The following is a 24,274-nucleotide window of genomic DNA, read 5'->3' as shown; positions in this document are numbered from 1 at the left end:
AATGGGCGGCGCGGTTGGAAGCCGGGAAACGGAAAAAGCGGAAATGCCGGAGGTTCGGTATGCCAGGCTAAATGATTTTCGGATGGAGCATATTATACTGGGCGGCGCAGAATCGCTTGCCGGCGGGGCTGCGGCCACCGGTCTTCCGCGCTGGAGGCAGCAGGTTCAGTACGCAATCGGCCACACACTGAATGATTTTTACAGCCTGCAGCCTGCGGTGCGCCGGGAGACGCCGATTCAATTTCTGCTGGAACGGCGCTGGCCGCCCAAAAGCGATGCTTTTCCGTCGCTGATGCATTACTGGGATGTTAAGACGGCGGTTGGCGATGAGCTCATGCGGCTTGCACCAGTCAATCATACAGGTGAGATCCCTGTTATGCTCTATGAACAGTGGCATACCCAGGTTCCTGAGCTGTCGGTCGAGCTGGCGATGATCTTTCAGCTGGCCTGGAATTCGGAGCGCAGCGGACGCTGCCTGAACATACAGAAATTTATGGTGTCCGGGCATGAGGATGTAATCACCGGCTTCCTCCATATGGCTAATGTGTTCTGCCATAAAGCATACGGTGAGCCGGCAGATACCATTGAAATCTATTCCTTAATGGACGGACGGAGGCATATCTTTGACGGCGCAGGGATTCCGCTTGACGAATCGCTGGATTATGTACGGCTGCTGTCGGTGTTTCTGAATAAGGATCATACCGCTGACCGGAACGTCAGTGTAGATAGCCGCAGAAATGAGAAAAGTGAGACCGCCTATGGCGGGTTCGGTCTGATGTAGCCTGCACTATTTTACGGGACAACAATGTAAAAGCCACCGCCGCCCGGTAACCTGCCGGGCGGCGGTGGCTTTTATGGTGTCCTACAACGAGCCTGTGTAGCGGTAATAGTCCTGCCGGTTCACAATCACGAAGCCGCAGCTTTCATACAGCTTCAGCGCGTTCGGATTGTCCAGGGCCACTTCAAGATTCACTCCGTTGTAGTTGCGGCTCTCCCGCTCAATGGTCTGCTGCAGGGCGCTTCGTCCAATCCCGAGGCCCCGCAGGTCCTTGTCCACGGTTAGACCGTAGATCCAGGTCTCATTGTTATCCGTCCAGAGCCGCATTTTGCCGGCAGGCTGCCCGTTCAGCTCGATGATAATATGCTCCTGAAGCGCTTCAAGGTTCTGCTCTTCAAACATTTCAGCCGCTTCCTCCTCGGTCATATTAAACCCGGAGCTGTCCAGCTTAATGAGGATGGCGGATTCATCTTCGCGTGCAGGACGCAGAGTAACTGTCCCGGCAGCGGAGCTTGCTTCTCCCGGACCCTGCAGGGCGGCCGAAGGGTCCCATTTCATCTGGTATTCGGCATGTCCGAACACCAGCGGCAGGCTCTTCAGGAACCCGGCGCCAGATGCCGAGGCTGCCGGAGCATTCAGAAGCAATGTAGAGATATTGCGCTGTCTGATTTTATTCTGTGCCCGCTCCCAGAGTGATGTAAATATGCCTCTGCGCCGGAAACCCGGCCGCACCATACCGCACACTTCCATGCTGCCGCCGAAGCCGTACAGGCCAATGAAGCCGACGAGCTGATCCTCCTCATAGGTCACGAGCCATTCTGTCCCTCCGGCTTCCATGGTATGCTCCAGCATGTCCCAGTTCAGTTTCAGGGAGATTCCCTCATATTGCTCGCAGCGCAGCTGGAGCTCTTCAATTTCTTTTAATGTATCCTGAGTATTCAATCCGTTTCCTCCTAATGTTGAGCGTTAACACGCTTCATGCTCTTCATGCTCCCAAGGAAACGGGTACGCTTTATGATGCGCTTCCGTCTCCGCTGAGCACGTCGGAATATTCCTTGTGCCGTTCGAATTGCTTGGCGGCGTAAGGGCATTCCGGAATAATCTTCACACGTGCTTCACGGGCCTTATCAACTACTGCCCGCACCAGCTTCTCGCCTGTACCCTGCCCGCGCAGCTCTTCCGAGACGAAGGTGTGATCAACGATCCAGTTCCCCGTAGCCTCTTCCAGCCTGTATGTAATCTCGGCAAGATCCTTTCCGTCACCAGCAATATAAAAACGGCCTTCACCCTGAACAATTTGTCCCATATTCTTCACTCCAGTCACTGTAATATGGCTTTATTTTACTATTCCCAGCAGCAAAAAGCGAGAAAAGGCAGTATAAGGATGTTTCCCTTAGTGTCTGGCAGGGTAATTAAAAAACTAATTAGACCTGTATTTCTAACGGGTCTTGTTTCCATACGCAAGTCCAGCAGCAGCTACAGAAGTACTATTGGACGCAGCTAAGCTGACTGCATGTACATTCATGCTGCAGCTCACCAAACATAGCGTATGCTTTCGAAGCGAGTTTTGTCCGAAGAGACTCACGGAAGCTGAAGCTAACAAAACTTCTAGGAGGAATTATCATGAATACTACAGTTCGTTTGACTGAAAGATCCGGCTCGGCTTCTGCAACGCGGAAAAAAGGCTTTGTACCGGTTGTCGTCTACGGTGCAGGTTCAGATACACAATCCTTTTCGGCGGATGCAAAGGCGCTTAATGAAATTGTCAGCAAAAATCCGCGGGCCATTCTCAAGGTTGAGCTTCCGGGTTCAAGCGCTAAAAACGCGGTAATCGCTGAAATTCAGCGCCAGCCGCTCTCACGCAATATTCTGCATGTGGATCTGCAGCAGATTGATATGAAGGCGGAGCTGGATACGAAAGTAGCGTTCCAGTTCACAGGCGATCCATCTGGAGTGAAGATGGGCGGTATCCAGCAGATTGAGCTGTATGAGCTCGATATCAGAACGCTCCCGGATAAGCTGACTCCAACCTTTGACGTGGATATCAGCAATCTGGAAATCGGCGACCAGCTGCTGGTATCCGATCTGCCCAAGCATGACGGCTGGGAAATCTTGACCCCTGAGGATACGCTGATTGTGCGGATTTCGCCGCCGATTGCCAATGAGGAGCCTGCTGAAGGCGAAGCTGCTGAAGAACCGTCAGCCGCTCTGGATGCGGATGAGGGTAAGACAGAAGAGTAAGATCCGGCTTAACGGCAGGATGATATAGAGTGGATTTATTTGGAAGGAGCAGACAATCTCTTATTGGAGCTGTCTGCTCCTTCCTGCTTGCTATGTGTGTAATATAAGGTTAATGTACAGTGAGAAAATCTGAATTGGCAGGTTTCAACATAGATTTGACAGGTAAAAAGGAGGCACGTTATGGAGCTGTACAGATTTGATAAAGAGTGCGGTAAAAAAATCTCTCAATTTAATTCTGATTTTGTCATGTCCCGGATTATCCAGCTTAATGGAACTGCCCATATCGGGTGTACCTACCTGGAGGCTGACGGTGTTATTGGATACCACCAGGCGATAACCCCTCAAATCCTCCTTATCATTGCAGGTGAGGGCAAGGTAAGAGGTGAGCATAACGAATACATAAGGGTTCAGGCGGGAGAAGCTGTATTCTGGCAGAAGGGGGAGTGGCACGAAACGATTACATCCCATGGCTTAACTGCAATTGTAATCGAAAGTGAAGATTTGTCTCCTTCCTTATTCATGGCAGTCAGGTAACAGAAGCCGGCTGGCGTAAGTTGGGAGTCTCTATGCAATCGAAGGTAAAATAGACAGCAGTGTACTATCCTATCATTATTCGTATATTTGGGAGGAATGGTCAGATGACTGATAGGGCAGAACTGGTTATAGACGCACAGGCGGTGCTGGGCGAAGGACCGCACTGGAATGACACAGACAGCAAGCTGTACTGGGTGGATATAGAAGGCTGCCAGCTGCGCAGCTATGATCCGGCGGCAGGCAAGGAGCAGACGGTTACGTTCGCGCAGAGAATCGGAGCAGCTGTCCCTGATGCTGCAGGCGGCTGGATTCTGGCGCTTCAGGAAGGCATCTACAGGTATGACGGCAGCAATCCCGACCAGCTTGAGCAGCTTGCAGAGATTGAATCCGGGCTTCCAAACAACAGGCTGAACGATGCCAAGTGCGACAGCAGCGGCAGACTGTGGTTCGGCTCGATGAGTATGGGCTCCGACCGTTCGTCGGGCAGCCTGTATGTGATGGATAATGGCGGGCAGGTCCGGCAGGTGCTGAACGGGGTCGGCATCTCGAACGGTCTGGCCTGGGATGACCAGCTTGGCCGTATGTACTATATTGATTCTGTAACCAGAGCCGTAGATGCTCTGGATTATGAATTGGAGACCGGAAAGGTGAGCAACCGCCGGGCGATTATCCATCTGCCGGAGGGCAGAGATGTCCCTGACGGGATGACGATCGACCGTGAAGGCATGCTCTGGGTCGCCCAGTGGGGCGGCAGCTGCGTGTCGCGCTGGAATCCCCATACCGGGGAACAAATCGGCAGGATTGAGGTGCCGGCGCTGAATGTAACTTCGTGCACCTTCGGCGGTGAAGCGCTGGATGAGCTGTATATCACGACAGCACGCAACGGGATGAGCGAAGAAGAGCTGGAGCGCTGGCCGCTGACAGGCGGGCTGTTCCGGTTCAAGCCTGGCGTGCAGGGGACTGTGGCTAATATTTTCCGGAGTGAAAGATGAGACTCCGTTTAAGCCGGCAGAGTCGGAAAAAGTGTATATGGTGCAACTAAAAACAGTAAATTGTTGTACGTGCGAGGTATAACTGCAGTCTGAAAGTACACCTAAGTTGATTTTCTAATGGCGGTATAGATGCTGCTGGCGACTGCGGATAGCTGACTGCTGGTCAAGCAAAGATCGCTGATCGAGTTAAATGGAAATTCGCCATCTAATTCTGGAAAACTGCCTGGAGCGAAGGTGTTAGTGGGAAAAAAGCCACCTAAATATACGAGTTTCATTCAAAATGGGCTTTATGGCCAGAAATAAGTGGCGATTTTCCAATTAATGATTAGAAAAGTTGAGAATGGATGGAATTAAGTGGCGAATATCCAACTAATTGTTGAATCACCATACTTCCAGCGGAAGCAACTGGAGTTTAACAGTGTGCCGGCGCTTATTGCGTAACCGGCGGACCTATTATGAACGTACACAACAGGCTTCTCATCACGGGAGGCTTTTTTGAATATAAAAAGAGCAGCTCCGTAAAGCACCTGAACCGGCATCCGGCCGGGGAATACTTTGGCGGGGTTATTGTACGTACCGGAAACCTTGACAATTTGCCTTGGTCCGCACCATCTGCTCCAATCGCACAACCCCGTCCCGTTCCGCCGCCCCACCAGTCCCGTCCGCACAGCAGCATCATCACGCACAGCAGCACCCACCACCGTTCTCATCCACTACGCTCACTCAGCACACTCCTACCCACTGTGAAAATGGTTCACTTCCTTGCGAAAATGGTCCGCAATTTCCGGACGGCTCTCGCTTAACCGGTGGCTGGCCTCTATCCCGGCAATGCCGGTGCTTCTGCTACGATGAAAGCGTAAACAAAAATCTGGATATTAGGAGATAGAGGCATGGGAGTACCTTCTGGCAAGCTGCTGCACAGCGCCGAGCCGGCCCGCCGGACCCGCGGGAACCTGCAGAACAAGTATAAGCTGTTCCTGATGGCGTTACCTTTTCTTGTGATTACTTTTATTTTCTATTATCTGCCGGTCAGCGGGTGGATCTACGCCTTCTATGATTTCATACCGGGTATTCCTTTGTCGGATACGCCCTATGTCGGGCTGAAATGGTTCCGGACGATGGTGGAGAATCCGACCCAGACCGCGGAAGTGCTGCGTGTGCTGAAAAATACGGTGGCGATGAGCTCACTCGGGCTGGTCACCTCAGTGTTTCCGGTAATCTTCGCCATTCTGCTGACAGAGATCAAGGCAGGCTGGTACCGCAAAATGGTGCAGACGCTGACGACAATCCCCAACTTTATCAGCTGGATTCTGGTTTATGCGCTGGCGTTCTCCCTGTTTTCTGTAGACAACGGCGTCGTGACCCATGTACTGGTTCAGCTTGGACTGGTAGATGAAGGCTTCAACTTTCTGGCTTCCAGCTCCCATATCTGGCTGACGATGATTGCCTGGTACTGGTGGAAGTCGCTCGGCTGGGGAGCGATCCTGTATCTGGCGGCGATTGCCGGCATTGACCAGGAATTGTATGAAGCGGCAGAGGTGGACGGGGCCAGCCGGTTCCGCAAAATCTGGCATATCACCGTACCGGGACTCATCCCCACGTTCTTCGTGCTGCTGCTGCTCTCGATCGGAAACTTCGTGAACAACGGGATGGAGCAGTACTTCGCTTTCCAGAACGCGATGAACAAGGACACGATTGAGGTGCTGGATTTATACGTCTACAATATTGCGTTTGCCAACAATTTTCCGTTCGCGACAGCCGTCAGCATGCTCAAGTCGGTCGTCAGCGTGGCGCTGCTGTTCGCAGCCAACACCTTGTCCAAGGTTGTACGGGATGAATCGATTATTTAAGGGGTGATTCCATTTGCGCAAAAAGCTGAAGCCAGGCGATGCCCTGTTCCAGGGAATCATCTACGTGCTGTTCGGAGTGTTCACGCTCAGCTGCATATATCCGTTCTACTACCTGTTCATCAACACCATCAGCTCCAATGATCTCAGCGCTGCGGGCTACATCAAGTTTTATCCGCGGGATATTCATTTTGACAACTACTCCAAAGTACTGCGGATCAGCGGGCTGAGCCACGCGGCGCTTGTGTCAGTCTACCGGACGGTGGTGGGTACGCTGCTGACAGTCGGTGCATCGGCTTTCCTCGGCTACCTGTTCACCAAAAAGGAGATGTGGGGCCGTCAAATCTGGTACCGGAGCATTGTTGTCACCATGTATTTCAGCGCCGGGCTGATTCCGTGGTACATCACCATGCACAATCTGCATCTGACCAACAACTATCTGGCTTATATTTTGCCGACGATTATTACCCCGTTCAACATCATTCTGGTCAAAACCTTTGTTGAGGCGATTCCACCCTCACTGGAGGAGTCAGCCAGCATTGACGGGGCAGGTTATCTGCGGGTGTTCTGGAGTATTATCGTTCCGCTGACGACGCCGATTCTGGCGACGATTACGATTTTTTCGGCGGTTAGCCAGTGGAACTCCTTCATCGATACGGCGTTCCTGATGACGGAAACCAAGTATTTCACGCTGCAGTTTCTGCTCTGGCGCTATCTGAACGAATCAAGCTCGCTGGCAGCGCTCATCCGTAATTCACCGGATATGGCGGCAAGCGTGCAGAATATGCAGACGCCGACCTCTGTGCGGATGACGGTGACGATGATTGTCGTGCTGCCGATTCTGATTGTGTACCCGTTCTTCCAGCGCTTTTTTGTCAAAGGCATTATGATCGGCGCGGTCAAAGGCTGAGGAGGCCGCAGCCGGCTTCATGCATGTATAGGTCTATTAAACTTTATTAGGGGGTAAAGGTATGAAGTTGAAAAGATTGCCGCTGCTGCTGCTGAGCGCGATTATGGTGTTCGTGCTGGCAGCCTGCGGCGGGGGTAACAATAACGGCGGCAACGCAGGTCCGGCTGAGAGTACAGAAAAGCCTGCGGCAGAGGCTACTGCCGGTACGGAGGCAACGGCTGCGCCGGATGACGGTGCGCTGGATCATTCCAAGCCGCTGAAGCTGACCGTGTTCTCGACAACCGCCAACTATGCAGGGCCGCAGACCGGCTGGTTTGCCAAGGTGATCAAGGATAAGTTTAACATCGAGCTGGATATCGTTGCGTCCAACCTGACCGGCGGAGATACGAAGATTTCAGCAATGATGGCCTCCGGTAACCTGGGCGACATTATTGTTTTCGGGGATGACAAAAACCATTATCCGAATGCGATCAAAGGCAAGCTGCTGCTCGACTGGACCCAGGACGGGCTGCTGGACAAATACGGCGCTGATATTGCCAAGCAGTTTCCGAAGGCTGTAGAAAAGGCTAAGGTCGCTTTTGGCGGCGGCAATTCGGTATTCGGCATCGGGAACAATGTGGCCTCGAACCCGTCCGGACCTTCCGAGGGCAAGGACATGACCTGGGGACCGGATCTGCGCTGGGATTTGTATCAGCAAATCGGCGCACCTGCGATTAACTCCATTGAGGATTATCTGCCGGTGCTAAAAAAGATGCAGGAGCTGGAGCCGAAAAATGAGCAGGGTAAGAAAAACTATGCCTTCTCACTCTGGGCTGACTGGGACGGCAACTACAAAATGACCTTGGCGAAGCAGTTCGCCAACATGATGGGCTACGATGAAATTCCGGAGACAGCGATATTCGTCAAAGCCGATGAAGAAAAGTATTACGACTTCCTGTCCGAGGACAGCTGGTATATGAAGTCGCTGAAGCTGTACTACGACGCCAACCAGATGGGGCTGCTTGATCCGGACTCCCTGACCCAGAAGTTTGATGATGTTGTGGCAAAATATAAAGACGGCCGCCTGCTGTTCTCCTGGTTCCCGTGGCTCGGCGCCGCCAACTATAACACCGCTGAAAGAACAGCTGAAGGCAAAGGCTTCGCCATGGTGCCGTTCAAGGATGAGCTGATGTACTCGACCGGCTTCAACGTGTACGGCGGCAATGGTATTATCGCGATTGGAGCCAAGGCCAAGGAACCGGCGCGGATTATGGAGTTCCTGAACTGGATGTATACACCGGAAGGCGCAATGCTCTCGGCAGGCAGCGGAACAGCTATACCTAACGGACCTAAGGGGCTGACCTGGGATATAGACGCAAACGGCAAGCCGGTCGTTACTGATTTTGGCTGGCAGGCATACACGGATCAGCAGAACACCCAGGTTCCGGCGGAATACGGCGGCGGGGACTATTACTACGGCTCGAACCAGATGAACTTCTCGTTTGTGGTGCCGGCGATGCTTAATCCCGAAACGAATGAGCCGTATGACCACAATCTGTGGCAGACGACACTGGAGCGCAATCCGTCCAAGCTGGACAGTGACTGGAGAGCGAAGATGGGCGTGCTGACGCCTAAGGAGTATTTTGAGAAAAATAATCTGCTCGCCGTTGCCCCTCAAGGCTTCACCGGTAAAGAGCCGCTGACGATGGATAAAACGCTGGAGCAGAAAAACAAGCAGATCGGCACCGTGATCCAGCAGATGTCCTGGAAGATGGTTTTTGCCAAAAATCAGGCTGAATTCGATAAGCTGAACAAGGAAATGCACGATAAGGTGAATGGGCTGGGTTATGCCGAAGTGATGGAATTCTCCATCAAAAAAGCGGAGGAGCTGTTCGAAGCCCGCAAAAGTGTGAAGTAGATAGGGAGGAGGCAGGGCGGCGCAGCAGCTGTTCTGCCTTATTCTATTCAACCCGGGGCAAATCTGGTATTCTGAAGCTATCAGATAAAACGCTTACAGAAAGCGAAGTGGGCTAGCAGAATGCGCAGAATGAAGAAGGGGAGCTTCGCGCCGGCCGTGAAATCCCTTAGGAGAACACTGGTCATCTACCTGCTGGTCGGTACGCTGCTGCCGCTGCTGATTGTCGGAATTGTATCCTATACCTCTATCTATTCCATTTTGTCCGGCAAAATAGGCAGCGGCATCAGCGCAAGCCTGCGTCAGGAAGCACTGAGCCTGGAGAATGCCATCGACAATCTGGACTTCGCCTCCAAGCAGTTTGCGCTCGACGGGCAGATTGTGGAGGAAATGTCCTCTTTTCTGCAGGAAAAACAGATTTACCGCAAATCTCAGATTATGAATTCCATTAACCAGAAGATTAATCTCGTGAATTTCACCAATCCCTATATCGGGTTGACTGCCTACGTTATGCCCGGCGGCAAGGACCCGGTGCTGTTCACCAACATGAGTATGCGGCGGGGATTCGATACGGGGAATCTGCCTGCTTTTATGCGCTACAACGGGGCGGATTATTTCGGCCCGCACGGGACGATGTATGCTGTCGGCGACAATGTGGTCTTCTCGGAGCAGCGGATTGTCCGGGTGAGCGGCCAGCATGAGCTGTATATTTACCTGGAGACGAACTATAGCCTGCTGCGCAAAATTTTTAATGAACAGGCTTACGGCATGGCGGTGAACCATCTGCTGGTCAATCAGGCGGGGACCTCGACCTATGCGATTGACGGGGAGGTGCCTGACAAGATACTCACTGCTGCGGGGCTGAGCGGACGTCCGGCCCATGAGGAGCTGGAGGGCTATCACCTGTTCCGTTACGAGAGTCCGCAGGGCTGGAAGCTGGTGGCTGCCGTCAAAAAATCGGTGTTCAACAGCGAAATTTACGCCTGGTTCTACAAAATGATTCTGCTCGCCCTTTCGACCCTGCTGTTCGCCGGTCTGCTGGCCTGGCTGATCTGGAGGCGGATCTACGGTCCGCTGCGCAAGGTCAACGTTGAGATTATCCGGATGGCTGAGAATGTTACTGCGCCGGTTGCTTTTACGAATGTGGAGGAGTTTGATTTTGTGCTGAGCAACTTCCAGCAGATGAAGGATCAGGTCAACGAGCTGATACAGGCGGTAGCGCGCAATGAGAAGCAAAAAAGCCAGTTTGAGATAGAAAAGCTGCTCAGCCAGATTAATCCGCATTTTTTGCATAATACGCTTAATACGGTGCAGTGGCTGGCCCGGCTGAACGGGCAGAAGGAGATTGACAGGCTGGTTACACTGCTGGTGAAGGTGCTGCATTATAATCTGGGCAAGCAGAGCCTTATTGTGACGATCCGTGAAGAGATTGAGGCGATCCGCAATTATATGGAGCTGCAGCGTATCCGCTATGATTATGAGTTCGAATTCAATGTACAGGCGGCAGACGGGGTGCTGGATGCGGCAGTGCCGAGGTTCCTGCTCCAGCCGCTGGTAGAAAACTCGATCTATCACGGGCTAAGCGACCACGGGCGGGTGGATGTCATTATCGTGGCGCATGGTGATGAAGAGATTCAGCTGTGTGTAAGGGATAACGGGGCCGGGATGAATGATGCCCAGATTGCCGAGCTGCTGTCGGACGACAGCGCCAAAAAGCGCGGGCTTGGCATCGGCTTCGCTTATGTCATGCGGATGCTGCGAACCTATTACGGCGGACAGATGGACCTGCAGATCAAAAGCGGAGTGGGGGAAGGGACGGACATCTCTATTATCATTCCGCGCAAAAGCAAGGAGGACTTTGATGATTAAAGCGATTGTGGTCGACGATGAGCGGCTGGTACGCAAGGGCTTTATTTCGCTGATTGACTGGCCTTCCTTCGGAGTGGTGATCGTTGGTGAAGCCGGGGACGGCAATTCGGCGCTGGCGCTGCTCCGTGAGCAGGAGGCCGATCTCTTGTTCGTGGATATTACGATGCCGGGCATGTCCGGTTTTGAGCTGATCCGGCAGGTGAGGCAGCAGTTTCCGGCTATCCGCTGCGTGGTGCTGACCTGCCATCATGAGTTTGACTATGTACAGGAAGCGCTGCGGCTGGGGGCCGTCGATTATATTGTCAAAACGCTGCTTGAGGTGGAGAACGCAGACGCGACAATCAGCCGTCTGGTCGAGCGGGTGAGATGGGAGGACAGCACCCGGGAATCACTCAGCCGTAGAGAACCCGGAGGCCTGGCCGCTGACAGGGTGCTGCTCTTTGTACCGCTGAAGGGGCAGGAGAGCGAAGAGGAGCTGTTCCAGCTCCCCCTGGCGAAGAATCAGCCGCTGATTGTCCAGCAGGGGCAGTGGATTCTGCCGCTGCAGGGACGGGTAACCGGCGATGCAATCCAGCGGGAGCTGGGCGCCCTGCCGGCAGGGCGCTGGCAGGCAGCGCTGGTCAGCGGACTGCAGGGCAGACCGTGCCGGGAGCTGGAGCAGGTGCTGGGCAAGGCGGCGCGCGTGGAGCTGTTCTATTACGGCGGCAAGGAGCAGCCGCCTGGGCTTGATTATGCAGAGCTTGCCCTGGCAGCGGAACCGTCTGGCGGGATGGCAGATGATTCGGCGCTGCCGTCAGCGGCTCAGCATCTAAGGTGGACGCTTGAGCGGGAGGAGTGGGACAGCTTCACTGCGGAAATGCTGCGGCGCCGGCCAGCTGCTGAGGCGGTAGCTGCCTTCGGCCGCTCGCTGCTGAAGAACTGGAGCCCGCTGCTGCTTAGTCCGCCAGAGGCGGCTGAGCTTGATGCTGCCTCCGCCGGCAATGTGAACTGGTGCAGCTGGAAGCAGTGGCTCCGTCAGTTCGCCGGGCATGTGCAGCGGCGGATGATCGAGCTCGGCCTGAGCAAAGAGGTCATGTTCTGCCTGATCCGCGCCGTCCTGTACATGAAGCAGAATACCGGCCGCAAAATCAACCAGGGCGATGTTGCAGCCCATATCAATATGAGCCGCGGCTATTTCAGCCAGTGCTTCGCCCGCTTCGCCGGTGAGAGCTTCGGCGAGGTACTGCGCGGCATGCGGCTGGAGCTGGCCAAGTCGCTGCTGCTGGAGACCGCTCATCCGGTACATGAGATCGCCTGCCGCTCAGGCTTTGAGGATGACCGTTACTTCAGCAGGCTGTTCCGGGAGAAGGTCGGCCGGCTGCCAAGCGAATACCGCTCTCAAGGAGCGGAGCTGTGAGGAAGGGCTGTACGCCTGCTTCTTCATGCTAGCCTGCTACTGGCTGGCCTGGTGCCATGCACTGCCGTGCAGAAAGGATGGGGCTATGAAACAGGGGTTAAGGTTCATACTTGTTATGCTGGCGGCGCTCATGCTTCAGGGCTGCAGCGGAGACCGGCCCGGTCCGGATGCCGAGGCGCCAGTGCCTGATGCTGCTGAAGCCGCCGCTTACGGCAGATATGAGCAGCCGGTTACGATGCGGATCGGCTTCAAGGTGCCTGATGCCCGGCTGAACAACGGGGACAGCAACGATAATAATCCGATCTCCCGTTATCTGGAGAGCCAGACGAATATCAGGGTTACACACTCCTGGGAGGCAAAGGGCGAAGAGCCGTATACGCAAAAAGCGCAGCTGGCAATAGACAGCAACGATCTGCCGGATGCGATGGTCGTTGACCGGGATCAGCTGAACAAGCTGATGGACAGCGGGATGATTGCCGATCTGACTGAGGTCTTCGGGCAGTACGGTTCGGAGCTGATTAAAGACATGTACGATTCCACAGGGGGCCGTGCGCTGGAAGATGCCTCACGCGGCGGCAGGCTTTACGGCCTGCCGAATGTGGCGATCCGGGCCGACTCCCCGATGCTGCTGTGGGTCCGCCAGGACTGGCTGGACCGGCTGGAGCTTCCGCCGCCCGCAACCTTCGGGGATATTGAACGGATTGCCAAGGCGTTCATCCAGCAGGACCCTGACGGCAACGGCAAACGCGATACCACCGGGCTCAGCGCCTACAAAAATATCATCTACGGGGCGAAGCCGCATATCAACGGGCTGGATGCCGTGTTCAGCGCGTTTCACTCTTTTCCGACCAACTGGATCAAAGACAGCAGCGGCTCAATTGTATACGGATCTATCACGCCTGAAACCAAGGCTGCCCTCGGCAAGCTCGCCGGCTGGTATAAGCAGGGGCTGATTGATCCGGGCTTTGCCCTCTATAAAGAGACCCAGGAGCCGATCATCGCCGGCCAGTCCGGGATGTTCTTCGGTCCTTGGTGGATGCCGTATTACCCGCTGTCGGAGGCGGTGGCCGCAGATACCCGGGCAGAGTGGCGGGCTTTTGCAGCACCGCTGGATTCAAGCGGCAAGTTCGTTGCCCACATGGCGGCGCCGACGGACCGTTATCTCGTGGTCAGCAAGGGCTACGAGCACCCCGAGGCTGTGGTGAAGCTGCTGAACGTGTTCACCCGGCTGGAGAGAAGACGCGACCCGAACACCGCAGAGGTCAAAGCGCTCGATGATTTCTCGTCGGAGACAGGCATCCAGCCGCGCGCCTATTATCCGTTCGACCTGCTGATTGACTACAGCGATGCAATTGAGCAGCACTATAACGATGTGCAACAGGCGCTGCACGGCAAGATCGATCCGGAGCTGCTCGACCCGGACACCAGACTGCTATATGACCGCTGGATCGCAGAAGAAGAGCAGCCCAAGAAGAATCTTGAGGGCTGGAAGGCCACCAACGCTTATAAATACGGAGCGGCCGTTCTGACTTCAAACGCGATTGAAGAGGTGGAAAGCGTATTCTACGGCAGCACTCCCAGCATGCCTGGGCTGTGGCCGAAGCTGCAGACACTGGAGAGCGAGGCGTTTCTGAACATCATCGTCGGCGAGACGCCGCTGAGCGCATTCGATGAATTTGTGCAGGAATGGAAGAGCATGGGCGGGGAGCAGATTACGCAGGAGGTGGCGGAGGCGGTTAACGGCAGTGCCGGCAAATGAGGAGGACTCGCATGGCAGGGCCAGCCAATACTGCCCCGAGGTTGCCCTGTGGTTTATCCCGATGCTGACCCGCCACTAACCACCGTTACCCCGAGGTTACCCCGAGTTGACCTAACACCGACTCGGCATTGCCCCGACATTAACTCAGCATAAACCCAGCACCACCCAGCACCACTACACACCAAGCTAACGGACACCAGCGTCCTTATTGTTCAGTAAACCTGTTATTTCTGCCGCTAACGGACTCAGTGTGCTTTATTCCGATCTCTTGCGGCCGAAAACGTGCATTTCTCTCCTAATAACGGCGCTGGTGTCCGTTAGGCTGCGGGAGTGTTCGTTTTGCTTAAAGTAACGTCCACTGTGTCCGTTAGCCTTCAGCTGATTACAAATTCTGACGAAGCAGCAGGCAGAAGAGCGGCACACAGCGGCTGATTAGCCTAAGCTCCGCCAGCTGAAGTGCATTCTTGTGATAGCTGCTGTCCGTCAGCAGCTCCCCAAACAAAAAAAGCCGGAAGCTCCGTTTCAGGAGATCCGGCTTTTTGGTATTGCTTAGGCGGCTAATATGTTCTTAGGCGGCCGGGGCATCACCCGGAGCTGCAGTTGCGGATCTTCTTCCGCCAGTCAAAGCATAGCTTAACCAGGCACCGGCCAGAGCCAGAACAGCCAGGGCGGCAGACAGCGAGGGAATGGAAGTTAAGCCGAAGGAGCTGATTGCAACCCCTCCGAGATATGCTCCGGCTGCATTGCCAAGATTAAGCGCAGAGTGGCTGGAGGTTGTGGCGAGCAGCGGAGCTTTATGTGCCAGGTTCATAATCCGCAGCTGAATGCCCGGCATAATGCCGAAGGCGGCAATTCCCCAGAGGAAAATGTTGCTGACCGCCAGCACGGGATGGCTCATGGTTACGGTCAGTGTGGAGATGACAACGGCAAGCACTGCGAAGTTGACCATCAGTGAGGGCATCAGCTTCCAGTCGGCCAGCTTGCCGCCGGCAATGTTACCGAGCGTGACACCCGCCCCGAACAATACCAGAATCCAGGTCACACTCTGCTCTCTAAAGCCGGTGATGCCCTGCAGCATAGGCGTAATATACGTGAACAGCGCGAACAGGCTTCCACATCCCAGTGCTCCGGTGAGCAGAATCAGCAGTACCTGCGGATTTAGAAGACCCCGCACCTGCTCGCGGAGATTGGCCGTCTCCTGCTGGACAATTACCGGGATGAACCGGATGATGCCGAACAGGGAGATGATGCCAAGCACAGTAATGGCACCGAAGGAGGCGCGCCAGCCGAGCTGCTGGCCGATAAACGTTCCGAACGGAACGCCGATAATATTCGCGACAGTCAGCCCGGCCAGCACAACCGATACGGCTCCGGCACGCTTGTCCGGATGCACCAGTCTCGCGGCGATAATGGTCCCGACGCCCAGAAAAGTGCCGTGTGCAAAAGCAGTCAGTACTCTGGCAATAATCAGCAGCAGATAGGTAGGCGCAATAACAGATACTGCATTGCCCAGGATGAAGATGCCCATTAGGATAACGAGCAGCTTTTTCTGCGGCAGCTTATGGGTGAATACCGTGAGGATAGGTGCCCCGATTGCAACACCAAGCGCGTAGCTGGTAATGAGCTGGCCGGCCTGCGGGATGGTCACACCTAGATCACTGGCGACATTGGGTAGCAGCCCCATAATGATGAATTCGGTCATACCGATGGCAAAGGCACCGAGGGTCAGACAGAGAAGCGACAACGGGAAACGTTCTTTAGCCGGCTTTGTCGTGCGGAGGCTCTTAGATGAATGATGGCTCATGATGCTTGTGCTGACACTCCTTTTTTGAATAATCATGATTTACAGTGAACTTTCATACGTTTTCATGCCGGGTTACATTTTAACCGTTTTTTGCAGCCCGGGCAAAGAAAACTTAATCTACCATCCAAACCTTTCAGCCGCCGGAAGCATTTAATATTGAAATAACAGTGTGGGGTGAGGCAAATGGATTTGGGTGAGATAAAGGGAGCCTATGACTGTATCGTCAGTCTGGGCAGCTCCTGTGAACCGGCGGCGCATTTGCGGAGAAAAGGCCTCAGAACCTTTTCTTCTCCGCTGGACTGGGTGGTTTCCTTATCACTTACGGATGTGAACAGGCTGCTCAGCAGCCGTTTTGCAGGTTATATGGAGCTTGAGAATATGTCGCCGGTCGATGGTAATGATGTATTTGTGGAGAATGAAGTAGTCATGCCGGTCAGATCTTATTTTATTAAGGACTTCCATTACAATGTTATATCGGTCCATGATTTCCCGGTGCTGGAGGGGCAGGATTGGAGTGCAGTGTATCCCGGATTCAAAAGTAAAATCGAGCTGCGCAGCCAGCGCCTCCTGGATCAGCTTGGGGCCAGCAGCAGGACGCTGTTCATCCGCTGGGGCAGCACGTATGAGGAGGCCGCCGAGCTTCAGCGGGTGCTGAGCACCTTGACCGGAGGAGAATTTCTGATTCTGATTGTGAACGGGGTCGACGGGCGCGAAGATGTGGTTAACAACGGCTGGGGATACCCGGGGATCTGCTCGCTCAGTATTCCGAACAGGGCAGGAGATAATGTCACCTGGGATTATATTCTGGACGGCATCAGCCTGACGTGAGCAGCGGTTCGGAATGTATAAGCAAAAATGCCTCTGATTCCGTTCCAGCCGGGATGGCTGAGCGTAATGAGAGGCACATAGGTTCTTCATACCGGCCCAGCCGGTCCACATAATAAAGGGTTATTCAGCTAAGTCAGCTTTTCGGTGCTGCGGATGACCTTCTGGAGCAGCGCCACCAGTGTATCGGACTCCTCCTCCGTCAGCTCCGCAGTCATTCTGGCATTGTGGCCGTCCAGAATGGCCTGAAATTCAGGGGCAAAAGCTTGTGCCTTCGCGGTAGGATACAGGTGGGAGGAGCGCCGGTCCTTGGGATCGGGCTGGCGTTCAATATAGCCAAGCTGCTCCAGGTGCTTCACCGAGCGGGCCGTGGTCGCTTTATCAAATTTCATTTCATTGGTCATCTGATCCTGGGTAATGCCGGGATTGCCGAGAATCAGCTTGAGGAAGCTGTGCTGTCCGCCGCTGCCAAGGCCGTACGGCTGAAGCTCTCTGCTTAATATTTTGGTATTCTGGCGCTGAAGGTAAGCGATCAGCTTGCCGAGCGGTTCTTTTTTCACTACGGACACACCTCTTTGGTTTTGTGCGGCACTCGCGATCCGCCCTTGCTGAAAGTTTACCGTAAAGCTGTTGCGTACGCAACTAATTTGCTGTACACTGGGTGATGTGGATTGTTGCGGACGCAACTAAATCCGAAAACTGAGGCAAGAGGGTGTTTTTTTATGTCTTCCATTAGTGCAACCTATCAGGATGATGCGGCGGTTCAGAAGAAGCGCTGGATTATCCTGATTGTTCTAAATTTATTTACCTTTATGTCCACACTGGACGGGAGTATTGTCAACATTGCCCTGCCGGTGCTGGTGAAGCAGCTCAATCTCCCGGTAGCCCAGGTTGAATGGGTCACTACCGGTTATTTAATGGCAATATGCGCTGCTATTCTGTTCTTCGGCAAGCTGGGGGATATGGCCGGCAAAATCCGGATTTTCAGAATCGGAACGGTTGTGTTCATCATCGGCTCTCTGCTCTGCGGGCTCAGCACCAATCTGCCGTTTCTCATTGTCTCCCGGGTAATCCAGGCGGTTGGCGCTTCAATGACGATGGCGAACAGCCAGGGAATTGTGACGGATATTTTTCCGGCCAGTGAACGAGGAAAGGCACTCGGTCTGATTGGTACCTTTGTGTCGCTTGGCAGCATCGCCGGCCCGAGTCTGGGCGGTATTATCGTGTCTACGCTGGGCTGGGAATATATTTTTTGGGTAAATGTGCCGATTGGCATAATCGCGGTTGTGCTGGGGATGAAGGTGCTGCCTAAGGATCTGGTCAGAGTACAATCAAAAATAGATCTGCCGGGCAGCCTGCTGTTCTCATTCTTTATCCTTACCTTGTTCGCCGGCCTGCTGCTTGGGCAGCAGCTCGGCTATGGCGATGTGCGGATCATCACGGCACTTGCTGCCGCCGCTGCTTCGTTCGCTGCCTTTCTCCTTGTTGAGCTTCGCAGCTCCGCACCGCTTTTGCAGCTGTCCTTGTTCAAAAACCCGTTATTTTCACTAAGCATTCTCTGCGCCTTCCTGGTTTTCGCGGCTAATTTCTGCTTCAATATTATCTCGCCGTTCTATGCGCAGAATATGCTCGGACTCACGCCGTTCTCCGCCGGATTTCTGCTGATGCTCTTCCCGATCTCGATGGTTATTATTGCACCGCTGAGCGGAGCGCTGTCCGATAAAATCGGTTCTGAATTTCTGACCTTTGCCGGATTGATCGTCATGGTAATTGCCCAGTTTGGACTGGCCCGGCTGCATGAGGGAAGCTCAGTCATTCTGGTTGGTGTATGGATCGCCATGCTTGGTGTCGGTAGCGGCCTGTTCCAGTCACCGAACAATTCGCTGATCATGAGCAAGGTGCCGCGTACCCAGCTCGGCTCGGCCGGCAGCGTGAATTCTTTGGTCCGCAATGTAGGGATGGTAGTCGGGATTACGATCGCCACCTCAATCCTGTTCAATGTGATGAGCAGCAAAGCAGGTTACCGGGTTACCGGACTTGTTGAAGGGCGCCCGGATATTTTCCTGTCGGGGATGCATGTAGTGTTCATGACCTCTTCGGCTATTTGCCTCGTGTCAGCACTGCTGACAGGCTGGCGGATGGTTTCGATCCGCAGGAGCAAGCGGGCCCGGGCTTAAGGCGGCCGGTTCATTTTAATGAAAACTTTTTTAGCCGTTTCTGTCACACATTCCAGCTCCGTATTGTCTCCATTAATGAATAACACTTATGGAGGCGATCAGAAATGAGCTTACGGTTAAATTACAGACAGGTTAACGCACCGGCATTCCGGGCAATGATGGCATTGGAACAGCATAACGGAGGACGCGGGCTGGACAAGGTGCTTACCGAGCTGGTTAAAATAAGAGTGTCGCAGATTAACGGCTGTGCGTTCTGCCTGGATATGCACGCCAAGGACCTGCTGAAGCTGGGAGATTATCAGGATAAGCTGGTGCTGGTCAGTGTATGGCGTGAGGCTCCTATTTTTACACCTCATGAACGGGCGGTGCTGGAGCTTGCCGAGGCGGTTACCCATATCAGCCGGGACGGAGTGCCGCAGGCAGTCTATGACCATGTGCGCGAATTTGTCAGCGAGGAACAATACGTAGACTGGATTATGAGCATCAATACGATTAACAGCTGGAACCGGATTGCTATATCGACGGGGATGTACCCGGGCTTGTTCTAATAACACGGGGAGGGAGAGCGAATCGTGTTCAATACGCAGGCAGAGAGGTTTGAGGAGCTGTACCTTCACTATAAAAGATATGCCTTCTCCATCGCATACCGTATGCTGGGTTCTGCGGCAGATGCAGAGGATGTGCTGCAGGACTGCTTCGCGGATTTGCAGCGCCGTGAGCTTGACGGTATTGATAACATCAAGGCATATATTGCGAAAAGCATTACCAACCGCTGCCTGAACCTCATGAACTCCGCCCACAGCCGCAGAGAGACTTACATCGGAGAATGGCTGCCCGAGCCGGTGAGTGAGCTGTATGACGGGCCGGAGGCAGCGGCTGAGCGTAAGGATTCGCTCTCCTTTGCTTTTCTGGTTCTGCTGGAGAAGCTGTCGCCAGTTGAAAGAGCCGTATTTGTCCTCCGTGAGGCTTATCAGTACGAATATGAGGCAATTGCCGGGATGGTCGGCAAAGGGGAGAGCAACTGCCGGCAGATCTTCAGCCGCGTGAAGCGCACGCTGCAGGCTGAGCCGGCGGCAGCGGTACTTTCACCAGCGCCGGGTCAGGCCCGAAGAATCATGCTTCAACGCTTTACTGCCGCCTTCTCTGCTCACGATGTGAGCGGGATGCTGGCTCTGCTGACCGAGCAGCCTGTGCTCATAGCCGACGGAGGCGGGCAGGAGGTTCATACCATCCTCCGGCCGATGACCGGGCGCAAAGGGGTGCTTGCCCTGCTGACCTCGCACAGAGTGCTGAATGAGATGAGAACCTGGGAGCCTTCGATTGAGTTGGTCAACGGGGATGAGAGTCTTGTCTACCGCATGCAGGGAGTGGTCAAGGCTGTGCTATGCCTTGGCCTGAGCCGCAGCGGGGGGCAGATTCAGAGCTTCTACCTAATCGTGGGGCCGGAGAAGCTGGGGCATATCCCTGTCCGGCCTTCCCCCCTGCACTGAGGGAAGTGCCGCTGCTTGTACCTCTGCACGGCATGTCATTCCCGTGTAGCGCATCTGCCACAAAAACGCCGCCCGCCTGAATTCAGGGGGCGGCGTTTTTGTACAATCAGTTCTTGAAGCTGTGAATCGGTGCGGGTATCCGGCCGCCGCGGTTCACGAATCCGGCACAGTTGAACGGATTCACAGCCATGACCGGCGCGTAGCCGAGCAGACCGCCGAATTCAACCATCTCGCCGACGTCCTTGCCGATTACCGGAATCAGCCGGACTGCGGTTGTTTTGTTATTAACCATGCCGATTGCTGCTTCATCTGCGATAATGCCGGAGAGCGTTTCTTTGCTGGTGCTGCCCGGAATGGCGATCATATCAAGACCGACGGAGCAGACACAGGTCATCGCTTCGAGCTTCTCCAGTGTCAGCGCACCGCGCTGCACGGCTTGAATCATCCCATGGTCCTCACTGACCGGAATGAAGGCACCGCTTAATCCGCCGACGTAGGAAGAGGCCATAACGCCGCCTTTTTTGACATTGTCGTTGAGAATCGCCAGCGCTGCTGTAGTGCCGGGAGCTCCGGCTTCCTCCAGCCCCATGACCTGGAAGATCTCGGCGATGGAATCCCCGATTAGCGGGGTAGGCGCCAGTGACAGATCAATAATGCCGAACGGAACACCGAGCCGTTTGGATGCTTCCTGGGCGACAAGCTGGCCGACCCGGGTTACCTTGAAGGCGGTCCGTTTGATCGTCTCGCATAGCGTTTCAAAGTCCTGGCCCTTTACTTCCTCCAGCGCCCGCTTAATTACCCCGGGGCCGCTGACTCCGACGTTAATAACACATTCCCTTTCCCCGACGCCATGGAAGGCTCCGGCCATGAACGGGTTGTCCTCCACGGCGTTACAGAACACTACCAGCTTGGCGCAGCCGATCGAATCACGGTCTTTCGTGCGCTCTGCCGTCTGCAGGATGATGTCGCCCATCAGTTTTACGGCATCCATATTAATTCCGCTGCGTGAGGAGCCGACATTAATAGAAGAGCACACACGCTCGGTTACAGCCAATGCTTCAGGGATGCTGTCGATCAGAATCCGGTCGCCTTTGGTACAGCCCTTCTGTACAAGCGCGGAGAAGCCGCCGATAAAGTTAACTCCGACCTCTCTGGCCGCTTTGTCCAGAATTTCCGCAACCGGCACATAGGAATCCGTGTGAACAGCCCCTGCGGCAATGGAGACGGGAGTGACAGAGATACGCTTGTTGACAATCGGCACGCCGAACTGCCGCTCCAGATCTTCACCGGTCTTGACGAGCTTTTCGGCAGAACGGGTAATTTTATCGTATACATTCTGGTTAAATACGCGCATGTCGGTATGGGAGCAGTCCATCAGGCTGATTCCCATCGTAATGGTACGGACATCCAGATTCATTTCCCGGATCATCTGATTCGTTTCCTGAACTTCACCACGTGATATCATTGTTTTCGTCTCCTTTGGCTGCTAGATGCGGTGCATAATATTGAAGATATCCTCATGCTGGAGCTTGATCTCCACTCCGATATCCTCGCCGACATGCTGCAGATCCAGGACGATCTCTTCAAAAGATTTGCTTGGCGCCGAAATATCAACAATCATCATCATGTTAAAATAGTCCTGGACAATCGTCTGTGAAATATCCAGAATGTTCAGATTGTGCTCGGCAAGGTATGTACAGACTCTGGCGATAATCCCAACTTTGTCTTTTCCCAGTACAGTAATAATTCCCTTCACTTCAAAGCCTCCTGTTTATTTCTAGTCCTAGTTCAAAGATAAGAAAGGTTATGTTCCACACTATCCTTTATTCTTATCTTTCCCGCAGAACCGGATGCCGTCCTGTTTAGGACGGCGCAGCCGGTTCTGCTTGACCGCCGCTTTAACGGGATGAACCGTTTCAATCATTATCACAAATGCCGGCACAGGCTTCAACCAAAGTTTTTTTGTCGGTTTGATCACATTTTTGATCTTGACGCCTTTATTCTATAGAATAGTGTTGACAGAATATGAAAAAAATGATGAACTGATAAATTGACAGCTGATAGAACGTTCCAAAGGAGTAATGATGACAACGAGAAAATATAAAGAGCTTGTCGAGCAGCGGACTAGGCAAACCCTGGAGAAGTGGGCAGGACAGCAGTCGGTCGGTGAGAGGGAGATTTACCGTTTTCTGCATAACTTAAAAGGAACTTCAGGAACGGTCGGTTTGGACCGGGTAGAGCAGTTTGCCGGCAGCACGCTCCTGTATTTCTCGGATGACAGTGACAAGGTCTGGCTGGAGGCGGAATGGCGCGAGGTTTTATTTCCTCTGCTCGGGCTGTTCGGAGGCGAGGAGCAGACGGGGGCCGTACCGGAGGCTAAATACGAAGCTAATCTGCCGAACGGCGCCAAACAACAAAAATATGAGATTCTGCTTGTGGATGATGATGTGGAGCTGGTTGCTTTCCTGCGGGAATCGCTGGAGCGTAAATCTTATTATGTGAATATAGCCATGTCAGCTGAGCGCGGGCTCAAGCTGTTCTATGAAAGCCGCCCGGATCTGATTCTGCTGGACATTCTGCTGCCGGACCAGAGCGGAATTGATGTGCTGCACCAGATTATCGGCAAGGCCAAAAAAGAGCGGATTCCGATTATTATCATCAGCGGGGAGCATTCCAAGGATATCCAATTGTACGCATATACACTCGGTGTAATGGACTATGTGCCTAAGCCGGTGGACATAGATCTGTTTCTGGCCCTGATTAAGAACCGCTTCGAGCTAAAAAAGGAGTGGCAAAAATCGATTATTATCGATGAGCTGACAGGTGCATACAACCGCAAATTTTTCAATCAGACGATGAAGCAGCTTGTTTCCGATTTCCGGCGGACGGAGCGGACCTTTTCGCTGGCGCTGCTCGATCTGGACTATTTTAAGCAAATTAATGACACTTACGGCCATCTGGTCGGGGATGAGGTGCTGCAGGCTTTCTCTGAGCTGGTGCGCAGCTCCATCCGTGTTGAGGACACCTTCTGCCGTTACGGGGGAGAGGAGTTTGCCTTGTTTATGCCCAATACAGACGCAGCATCCGCGCTTCTTGTTATTGAACGGATCCAGAAGCAGTTTGCGGACATGGAATTTTGGGCCAAGCAGGAGCTGTTCCATGTTACCTTCTCGGCTGGGGTTACGGAGATCCGCACTTCCCGGGATGATCCGGATGAGCTGATTGAGGATGCGGACCAGGCGCTCTATGCCAGCAAGCATGCAGGAAGAAACCAGTCGACCTTATACAGTGAGTACCTTCCGGCAGGCAAGGCAGAGAGGGTGCTAAAGGTCATTATGGTTGATGATGATGCGCTGATCCGCAGAATTGTAGCCCAGCAGTTCATGAACTGGAAGCCGGCCAATAACTCCAGAGTTGAGGTGAGCAGCTTCGAAAGCGGGGTCCAGTTCCTGCAATCCAGCTGGTATTCACCCGATGATAAATATATCGTTCTGCTCGACGGTATTATGCCGGGTCTGGACGGGCTTGAGGTGCTGGAGCAGCTCCGCAGCCGGTATCCGGAGGTTAATCTGCTTGTTATTATGCTTACGGGCCGTAATGACCAGCAGGACATTATTCATGCACTGCAGATGGGTGCGGATGATTATGTTATCAAGCCGTTCCACCTGCCTGAGCTGCTGATGAGGGTTGAGCGGCTGGCACACAGGTTTTTATTCTAAGCGTTGAACGGCGTCAGTGCAAATTGAAAGGTGAGAGAA

At 53.9% G+C, this 24,274-nt stretch carries 21 protein-coding genes; 15 read left to right on the top strand and 6 right to left on the bottom strand.

All coding sequences use genetic code 11. The features are described from left to right. Nucleotide 1: 1 nt before the first annotated feature. Nucleotides 2–781: a hypothetical protein gene (locus R70331_RS19150; RefSeq protein WP_052419123.1), complete on the top strand. Its 780-nt coding sequence runs from the start codon at nt 2–4 to the stop codon at nt 779–781. An 81-nt stretch (nt 782–862) separates the two neighbouring features. Here R70331_RS19150 and R70331_RS19145 read toward each other — a convergent pair whose 3' ends face one another. Together R70331_RS19145 and R70331_RS19140 are read right to left on the bottom strand one after the other, a co-directional pair. Then, nucleotides 863–1,720, bottom strand: a complete 858-nt coding sequence (locus tag R70331_RS19145) for a GNAT family N-acetyltransferase (RefSeq protein ID WP_042178008.1) — start codon at nt 1,718–1,720, stop codon at nt 863–865. 70 nt (nt 1,721–1,790) lie between these two features. Further along, entirely contained in the window at nt 1,791–2,084 is a 294-nt protein-coding gene (locus tag R70331_RS19140) for a GNAT family N-acetyltransferase (RefSeq protein WP_042178006.1), read from the bottom strand. A 317-nt stretch (nt 2,085–2,401) separates the two neighbouring features. Between R70331_RS19140 and R70331_RS19135 the strand changes: the two genes are divergently transcribed. The 9 genes from R70331_RS19135 to R70331_RS19090 all read left to right on the top strand — a co-directional run bounded on the left by R70331_RS19135 (nt 2,402) and on the right by R70331_RS19090 (nt 14,220). Beyond that, nucleotides 2,402–3,019: a 50S ribosomal protein L25 gene (locus R70331_RS19135; RefSeq protein ID WP_042178003.1), complete on the top strand. Its 618-nt coding sequence runs from the start codon at nt 2,402–2,404 to the stop codon at nt 3,017–3,019. A 180-nt stretch (nt 3,020–3,199) separates the two neighbouring features. Continuing rightward, a complete protein-coding gene (locus R70331_RS19130; protein WP_042178001.1) occupies nt 3,200–3,553 on the top strand; it encodes a cupin domain-containing protein in 354 nt (117 codons plus the stop codon). Between the two features lie 104 nt (nt 3,554–3,657). After that, on the top strand, nt 3,658–4,545 hold the full coding sequence (locus tag R70331_RS19125; protein WP_042177998.1) for an SMP-30/gluconolactonase/LRE family protein: 888 nt from the start codon (nt 3,658–3,660) through the stop codon (nt 4,543–4,545). 890 nt (nt 4,546–5,435) lie between these two features. Beyond that, nucleotides 5,436–6,395, top strand: a complete 960-nt coding sequence (locus R70331_RS19115; protein ID WP_081947668.1) for an ABC transporter permease — start codon at nt 5,436–5,438, stop codon at nt 6,393–6,395. 13 nt (nt 6,396–6,408) lie between these two features. Further along, nucleotides 6,409–7,302 carry a carbohydrate ABC transporter permease gene (locus R70331_RS19110; protein ID WP_042177994.1) on the top strand — a complete coding sequence of 298 codons (894 nt, stop codon included), beginning with the start codon at nt 6,409–6,411 and terminating at the stop codon, nt 7,300–7,302. Nucleotides 7,303–7,363: 61 nt separating this feature from the next. Beyond that, a complete protein-coding gene (locus tag R70331_RS19105) occupies nt 7,364–9,199 on the top strand; it encodes a type 2 periplasmic-binding domain-containing protein (RefSeq protein ID WP_042177992.1) in 1,836 nt (611 codons plus the stop codon). A gap of 120 nt (nt 9,200–9,319) precedes the next feature. Further along, nucleotides 9,320–11,065, top strand: a complete 1,746-nt coding sequence (locus tag R70331_RS19100) for a sensor histidine kinase (protein WP_081947667.1) — start codon at nt 9,320–9,322, stop codon at nt 11,063–11,065. Further along, complete coding sequence (locus R70331_RS19095) at nt 11,058–12,461, top strand: response regulator transcription factor (RefSeq protein ID WP_042177987.1); 1,404 nt, start codon at nt 11,058–11,060, stop codon at nt 12,459–12,461. Before R70331_RS19100 ends, R70331_RS19095 begins: the two co-directional genes overlap by 8 nt. A gap of 85 nt (nt 12,462–12,546) precedes the next feature. Beyond that, nucleotides 12,547–14,220 (top strand): extracellular solute-binding protein, encoded by a 1,674-nt coding sequence (locus tag R70331_RS19090; RefSeq protein WP_052419122.1) that lies wholly within the window; start codon nt 12,547–12,549, stop codon nt 14,218–14,220. Nucleotides 14,221–14,788: 568 nt separating this feature from the next. On the opposite strand, the gene R70331_RS19085 is transcribed toward R70331_RS19090, so the two are convergent. Continuing rightward, on the bottom strand, nt 14,789–16,024 hold the full coding sequence (locus R70331_RS19085; protein ID WP_042177985.1) for an MFS transporter: 1,236 nt from the start codon (nt 16,022–16,024) through the stop codon (nt 14,789–14,791). Between the two features lie 183 nt (nt 16,025–16,207). Here R70331_RS19085 and R70331_RS19080 point away from each other — a divergent pair, with 183 nt between their 5' ends. Next, nucleotides 16,208–16,852 carry a DUF1796 family putative cysteine peptidase gene (locus tag R70331_RS19080; RefSeq protein ID WP_042177982.1) on the top strand — a complete coding sequence of 215 codons (645 nt, stop codon included), beginning with the start codon at nt 16,208–16,210 and terminating at the stop codon, nt 16,850–16,852. 128 nt (nt 16,853–16,980) lie between these two features. Here R70331_RS19080 and R70331_RS19075 read toward each other — a convergent pair whose 3' ends face one another. Next, complete coding sequence (locus R70331_RS19075) at nt 16,981–17,409, bottom strand: MarR family winged helix-turn-helix transcriptional regulator (protein ID WP_042177980.1); 429 nt, start codon at nt 17,407–17,409, stop codon at nt 16,981–16,983. Nucleotides 17,410–17,571: 162 nt separating this feature from the next. Between R70331_RS19075 and R70331_RS19070 the strand changes: the two genes are divergently transcribed. The 3 genes from R70331_RS19070 to R70331_RS19060 all read left to right on the top strand — a co-directional run bounded on the left by R70331_RS19070 (nt 17,572) and on the right by R70331_RS19060 (nt 20,516). Further along, nucleotides 17,572–19,026: an MFS transporter gene (locus R70331_RS19070; protein WP_042177979.1), complete on the top strand. Its 1,455-nt coding sequence runs from the start codon at nt 17,572–17,574 to the stop codon at nt 19,024–19,026. Nucleotides 19,027–19,130: 104 nt separating this feature from the next. Beyond that, complete coding sequence (locus tag R70331_RS19065; protein WP_042177977.1) at nt 19,131–19,574, top strand: carboxymuconolactone decarboxylase family protein; 444 nt, start codon at nt 19,131–19,133, stop codon at nt 19,572–19,574. Between the two features lie 24 nt (nt 19,575–19,598). Next, complete coding sequence (locus R70331_RS19060) at nt 19,599–20,516, top strand: sigma-70 family RNA polymerase sigma factor (RefSeq protein ID WP_231576317.1); 918 nt, start codon at nt 19,599–19,601, stop codon at nt 20,514–20,516. Between the two features lie 106 nt (nt 20,517–20,622). On the opposite strand, the gene R70331_RS19055 is transcribed toward R70331_RS19060, so the two are convergent. Next, nucleotides 20,623–21,978 (bottom strand): PFL family protein, encoded by a 1,356-nt coding sequence (locus tag R70331_RS19055; protein WP_269322352.1) that lies wholly within the window; start codon nt 21,976–21,978, stop codon nt 20,623–20,625. Between the two features lie 24 nt (nt 21,979–22,002). Next, entirely contained in the window at nt 22,003–22,272 is a 270-nt protein-coding gene (locus R70331_RS19050; protein ID WP_042177971.1) for an ACT domain-containing protein, read from the bottom strand. 325 nt (nt 22,273–22,597) lie between these two features. Here R70331_RS19050 and R70331_RS19045 point away from each other — a divergent pair, with 325 nt between their 5' ends. Continuing rightward, nucleotides 22,598–24,235, top strand: a complete 1,638-nt coding sequence (locus R70331_RS19045; protein ID WP_081947664.1) for a GGDEF domain-containing response regulator — start codon at nt 22,598–22,600, stop codon at nt 24,233–24,235. The last annotated feature ends 39 nt before the right edge of the window (nt 24,236–24,274 follow it).

It is taken from the genome of Paenibacillus sp. FSL R7-0331, from assembly GCF_000758645.1.
In the GTDB taxonomy this organism is placed as follows: domain Bacteria; phylum Bacillota; class Bacilli; order Paenibacillales; family Paenibacillaceae; genus Paenibacillus_AQ; species Paenibacillus_AQ camerounensis.
This window is presented reverse-complemented; position numbering and strand designations above follow the sequence as displayed.